We start from the raw sequence: 4,758 nt of genomic DNA, 5'->3' as shown, positions 1-4,758 counted from the left end.
CCCCCCCCCACGACCGCAGGTCGCCCGGCCACGGTCAGGCGAGCGGCTGGAGCCGGAACAGGCGGACCACCCGGCCCGAGTCCCTCTCGTAGGCGCGGTACCCGGGCCACTGCGCCTGGATCAGGTCCCACGCGGCCTCCCGCTCGTCGTCGGGCTCGACGAGCGTGGCCCGGACGCGCATGTCCCGGCCGCGGACCGTGATCGACGCGTCCGGGTTCGCCAGCAGGTTGTACGTCCACGCGGGGTGCCTGTCACGCGCGAACGACGTGCCCGCGACGATCGCCCGCCCGTGGCCGTCGGGCGTGTACATGAGGTACGTGCTGCGCGGCTCGCCCGACCGCGCACCCGTCGAGTGCAGGACCAGCGACGGCACGAGCAACGCGCTGAGCTGCACCCGCCCGCCCGACACCCGCGCGAGCACACGCTCGGCCGGGGGCAGGACGACCGGCCCGACCCGGCGGAACGCCCGCGTGCGCGTGAGCGGGGCGACCAAGGACCGGACGACCTGCAGCAGGGAGGTCATGCCCCCATGATCGCCGGGGTCGCCGTGGTGCGCGCGCCCGCGGGTCCCGCTATCGCCCCGCGTCGACTTGCTGACGCCGTGGGTGTCTCCCCCGCCGACGTCGCGGTCCTGAAGAACAACCGCGCCAAGGCAGTGCGGTTCACGACGCTCGACGCGATCTGCCGCGTGCTCGACTGCCAGCCGGGCGACGTCCTGCGCTGGGAGCCGCTCTACGCCGACGCCTCCGACGACGGCTCGGGCGCCGGCTCCGGCGACGGGTCGGGGATCTCCCCCGGCCGGTAGCGCGGGAGCCGGCTGGCGGGCAGGATCGCGGTCGCGCTGATGCCCGCGAGGATCAGCAGACCGATGCGCAGCGTGTCGAGCCGGCTCTGCTCGTTGACCGCGACGGCCGCGTCGACCTGGGCCTGGTTGGCGTCGGTCCCTTCCAGGACCTCGCGCAGCTCGTCGTTGCTCACGAAGTTCACGTTGTCGAGGTCCACCTGCGCGACGAGCGACGGCGGCAGCTCGGGGTGCTCGACGACGGAGCGGGCCACGCTGATGCCCAGGACCGTCACGAGCAGCGCCCCGACGACCGCGGTCCCGACGGCCGACGCGAGGTTCTGCGTGGTCCCGCGGATCGACCCGACGTCCCCGGCGAGCGTCTTCGGTACGGCCGTGACCAGCACGTTGAACACCAGCGTGACGAGCGCGCCCTGCCCGACCCCGAACACCAGCAGCCCGAGGATCGTCGGCACCGTCTCCCAGTTGTTCGTCACGACGAACGACAGCCAGGTGAGCGCGCCCGTCGTCAGGACGAACCCGAAGACCCCGATCGTGCGCGGGCTGAACCGCCCGTAGAAGCGCACGACGAGGGTCGCCGTGACGAACACCGTGAGGTTGAACGGCATCATCGCGAGCGCGGTGTCGAAGGGCGTCCGGCCCTGCACGATCTGGATGTACAGGGGGACGGTGAAGTTGAGGGCGGCCTCGAGCGCCACGACGATGAACATCGCGTACACCGCGGCCCGCTCGCTCGAGGACCCGAGGACGGTCAGGTCGACCAGGGGCACCTTCCCGGCCGCCGCCCGCCGCCGCGTCCACCAGAAGAACGTCTGCCCGAGCACGACGCCGACGACGACGAACAGCGGCGCCGGCGAGACCCCGACGACCGAGAAGGGCGCGTCGGGCGAGGCGAACAGCAGGCCCCACGCGTTGAGGTTGTTGAAGCCCAGGGTCAGCAGGACGATCGCCGCGCCGATCAGGACGGCCGCCACGAGGTCGATCCGGATGCCGGGGTCGCCCCGGTCCGAGCGCAGCCGGAAGCTGAAGAGGAACACGACGACCGCGAGGAGCAGCACGATCCCGAACACGGGGCGCCAGCCGACGAGGGTGCCCAGCGCGCCGCCGATGAAGAAGGCGCTCACGCCGGAGATCGCTCGGGCCGAACCGAGCGACCCGATCGCCGTCGCCTGCTGGGGTCCGTGGTAGTTCTCGGCGATGAGCGCGACGAGCGCCGGCACGATGATCGCGGCGGACGCGCCCGCGACGGCCTGGCCCGCGATGGCCCATCCCACGGTGGGCGAGAAGATCATCATGAGCGCGGACACGGCGAACGTCGCCACCACGACGCGGAAGACGACGACCCACCCGATCCGCTGACCGAGCTTCGCCCCCGTCATCACGAGCGCCGCGACCGCGAGCCCGTAGACCACGATCGTCGAGCTCACGACGGTCGGCGGCACGCCGAACTCCTCGACCATCCCGCCGAGCGACACGGGCAGGGCCGCGACGTTGAACGACATCAGGACCTGGGCCAGGAACAGGCCGACCATGGGGACCCAGGACCGGCGGGTCTCGGTTGCGGCGGGTTCCTCGCTGACACGGCTCATGGGCGGCTCTCCGACTTCTCGGGGACGTGGACGGACGACGCGAAGAGGTTGAGGCCGAGGGCGCGCGACAGGTAGGCCGTCGCGCGCTGGCCCCGGACGCTGTTCCCCGCGGAGTCCAGCGGTGGGGAGAACGTCCCGATCGCGCCCTTGCCCGGCGCCACCGCGACGATGCCGCCCGCGACCCCCGACTTCGCGGGGAGCCCGATCTCGAAGAGCCACTCCCCCGACCGCTCGTACAGGCCCGTCGAGGCGAGCACCGCGAGGGTGTCCCGGCAGACCTGCGCGGAGACGACCCGCTCCCCGGTGACGGGGTTGACGCCGCCGTCGGCGAGGGTCGCGCCCATGACCGCGAGGTCGCGGGCGGTCACGCGCAGCGCGCACTGGCGCGTGTACACGTCGACCACCTCGAGCGGGTCGGTCTCGATGCGTCCGTAGCTCTCGAGCAGGCGCGCGATGGCTCGGTTGCGGATGTTCGTCTCGGACTCGGACCGGTAGACGACGCCGTCGAGCTCGAGCGGCCGTCCCGCGAAGCGCGAGAGGCCCGTCCGGACGTTCTCCCACTGCTCGGCGGGCGTCCCGCCGGGCATCATCGCGGTCGTCGCGAGGGCGCCGGCGTTGACCATGGGGTTCATGGGGTGGCCGTCGTTGAGCTCGAGCGCCATGACCGAGTTGAACGGGAGCCCGGTGTTGTTCACGCCGACGCGGTCGCGCACGGTCTCGTGCCCGTAGGCCTCGCACACGAGCGCGTAGACGAAGGCCTTCGAGATCGACTGCACCGAGAACTCGACGCCGGTGTCCCCGGCCTCGTGCAGCTCGCCGTCGACCACGGCGACGCTCACGCCGAACAGCGCTGGGTCCACCGCTGCGAGCACCGGGATGTAGTCGGCGACGTCTCCGGCGGCGTGGTCGCGGTACCGGGCGTGCGCCTCGACGACCAGGTGCTCGACCCGGTCCCACCGGGGCAGCGCCCCGGTCGCTGCCACCTGTTCGACGTCGTCGACATCCATCCGCGCACCCGCCCGTCTCTGGAACCCTCCGTGATGCTCCCACCGCGGTCGTGGGAGCGCACTCGGAGGGCGAGGGGTCGGCGCGAGGGCGGCCGTGGAGCAGGCCCGACGGCGCCGGGTCCGCGCGAGGTCGTCAGCCTCGTGCCCGGGTCACCGCCGTGCGGGAGCCCTCAGCTCGGCGTGGTGCCCGTCTCGCAGGCCTCCGCGACGCGCTGGAGCGCCGCCGCCAGGGCTGTGAGATCGACCTCACCGAGCGGTGTGAAGACGCGCTGCCGGGCGCTCGCCAGGTGGGTCGGCCAGGCCTCGCGCAACCGCTCCAGCCCGGTGGCCGTCAGGGCGGCGTTCCACCCGCGGCCGTCCTCGGGGCACCGCTGACGCTCGACGAGCGAGAGCGCTTCGAGGCGCTGCACGATGCGCGACATCCCGCTGAGCGACAGCGCCGCGCGATCGGCGAGATCGCTCATGCGGAGCTTGCGGTCGGGCGCCTCGGACAGGTGCACGAGGACGAGGTACTCGTTGCGGGACATGCGCTGCTCGCGCTCCAGGTCCGCGTCGAAGGCGCGAGGCATCGCGACCGCCGCGGCGGTGAAGGACCGGATGAAGGCCTCCTCGGCGTCGGTCAGCGGGGCGAGTCTCGGGGTCGGCGCGGTCTGGGGCATCCCCCCAGAGTACTTGTTTGACGAAGTACTTCGTCGTGTGGTTACTTGATTGCCGTAACAAGTACCCACTCTTCCCGGAGGTCCTCCATGGTCAAGATCGGCATCATCCTCGGCAGCACGCGTCCCGGCCGCAACGGCGAGCAGGTCGCCCGGTGGGTCCTCGACATCGCCAGCCGGCGGACCGACGCCGAGTTCGACCTGATCGACCTGCGCGACTACCCGCTGCCCCACCTCGACGAGACCATGCCCGCCTCCATGGGCCAGTACGAGAACGAGCACACCCTCGCCTGGGCCCGGAAGATCGACTCGTACGACGGCTTCATCATGGTCACGCCCGAGTACAACCACTCCACGTCCGGCGTCCTCAAGAACGCGCTCGACTTCGTGTACGCCGAGTGGAACAACAAGGCCGTCGGCTTCGTGTCCTACGGCTCGGTGGGCGGCGCCCGCGCCGTCGAGCACCTGCGTCTCATCGCCGGCGAGCTCCAGATGGCCGACGTCCGCCAGCAGGTCGCCCTCTCGCTCGCGACCGAGTTCGAGAACTTCTCCGTCTTCAAGCCCGGCGACTACAACCTGCCCGCCGTCGCGACCCTGCTCGACCAGGTCGTCGCATGGAGCGAGGCGCTCGTCCCGCTCCGCGAGGGCGCACGTACGGCCTGACCCGATGCATCACGGCCCGGGGGGGGGGGGGGGGGGGGGCG

The 4,758-nt window shown here is 72.0% G+C and carries 6 protein-coding genes; 2 read left to right on the top strand and 4 right to left on the bottom strand.

Annotated elements, in window-relative coordinates; genetic code table 11:
* Nucleotides 1–34 precede the first annotated feature (34 nt).
* Entirely contained in the window at nucleotides 35–523 is a 489-nt protein-coding gene (locus H9652_RS03405) for a nitroreductase/quinone reductase family protein (RefSeq protein ID WP_138827039.1), read from the bottom strand.
* A gap of 6 nt (nucleotides 524–529) precedes the next feature.
* Here H9652_RS03405 and H9652_RS03400 point away from each other — a divergent pair, with 6 nt between their 5' ends.
* Entirely contained in the window at nucleotides 530–805 is a 276-nt protein-coding gene (locus tag H9652_RS03400) for a helix-turn-helix domain-containing protein (protein WP_191794744.1), read from the top strand.
* Here H9652_RS03400 and H9652_RS03395 read toward each other — a convergent pair.
* From H9652_RS03395 to H9652_RS03385, 3 genes are all read right to left on the bottom strand, one after another.
* The gene (locus H9652_RS03395) at nucleotides 733–2,391 is read right to left on the bottom strand and encodes an MFS transporter (protein WP_225227663.1); all 1,659 of its coding nucleotides are present in this window, start codon (nucleotides 2,389–2,391) and stop codon (nucleotides 733–735) included. The genes H9652_RS03400 and H9652_RS03395 overlap by 73 nt on opposite strands.
* On the bottom strand, nucleotides 2,388–3,398 hold the full coding sequence (gene glsA, locus H9652_RS03390) for a glutaminase A (RefSeq protein ID WP_191794743.1): 1,011 nt from the start codon (nucleotides 3,396–3,398) through the stop codon (nucleotides 2,388–2,390). The genes H9652_RS03395 and glsA overlap by 4 nt, the downstream gene beginning before the upstream one ends.
* A 170-nt stretch (nucleotides 3,399–3,568) precedes the next feature.
* Nucleotides 3,569–4,057 (bottom strand): MarR family winged helix-turn-helix transcriptional regulator, encoded by a 489-nt coding sequence (locus tag H9652_RS03385; protein ID WP_191794741.1) that lies wholly within the window; start codon nucleotides 4,055–4,057, stop codon nucleotides 3,569–3,571.
* An 87-nt stretch (nucleotides 4,058–4,144) separates the two neighbouring features.
* Here H9652_RS03385 and H9652_RS03380 point away from each other — a divergent pair, with 87 nt between their 5' ends.
* Nucleotides 4,145–4,717: an NADPH-dependent FMN reductase gene (locus H9652_RS03380; protein WP_138827034.1), complete on the top strand. Its 573-nt coding sequence runs from the start codon at nucleotides 4,145–4,147 to the stop codon at nucleotides 4,715–4,717.
* Nucleotides 4,718–4,758: the final 41 nt, after the last annotated feature.

The organism is Oerskovia rustica, from assembly GCF_014836555.1.
GTDB classification, from domain to species: Bacteria; Actinomycetota; Actinomycetes; order Actinomycetales; family Cellulomonadaceae; genus Oerskovia; species Oerskovia rustica.
This window is presented reverse-complemented; position numbering and strand designations above follow the sequence as displayed.